Source organism: Halorubrum sp. Atlit-26R (assembly GCF_003666015.1).
Lineage (GTDB): Archaea > Halobacteriota > Halobacteria > Halobacteriales > Haloferacaceae > Halorubrum.
The window spans coordinates 1-554 of record NZ_QPLT01000338.1 but is presented as its reverse complement, the minus strand read 5'-3'; the positions used below and the strand labels follow the sequence as shown (position 1 = coordinate 554).

The window sequence follows — 554 nt, the reverse complement described above, 5'->3', positions numbered from 1 at the left end:
ACTTCTGTTCGAGCGTGGACGCGGCCTCGGGCGCAAACGTGCCCGAGGCCGCAGTCCTTCACCGCGTCATTGGTTCGCTCGACGCCTGTCCGGTGGTTGTACGTCTCGTTCAAGATAGATTGTTTCAGCTACACGCCTTTGCTGTGTTCCTCGATACGGTCTTCAACTCTGTACTCGATGTCCAGTAGATCGTCAGTGTTTCGTGGGTTGTACGGAGCGACTGGCACGACCCCTACGGCCAGCAGGTGGTCGTGCCAGTCGAGGATATCGCAGGCACTGTCTCCAAGCATCCAGATCGGTGTATCGACGGCGAGCGCGTCACGCGTGACGCGCATCGCCGTCTCCTGATCCGCTTGTTTCGTTTGTGTGAACTCCGCTGCTATCGGGATCTTTGTGCCAGTTGAGACGAGTGTACAGCCGAAGCCGTAGTAATACTCCTCGGCTGTTGAATCGTAATTCCATGAGGCAGCGTCGTTGTGTTGGATCGCTTCGACGTGGGTCGAATCGAGTACGTGGAGTCGAGCAGGCCGCAGGCGGCGGTCTGCTCGACAGGT

The 554-nt window shown here is 58.1% G+C and carries 1 pseudogene; it reads right to left on the bottom strand.

Annotation, left to right across the window (positions count from 1 at the left end):
* Window positions 1–554: pseudogene (locus tag DVK07_RS20870) on the bottom strand (transposase); the annotation flags it as partial.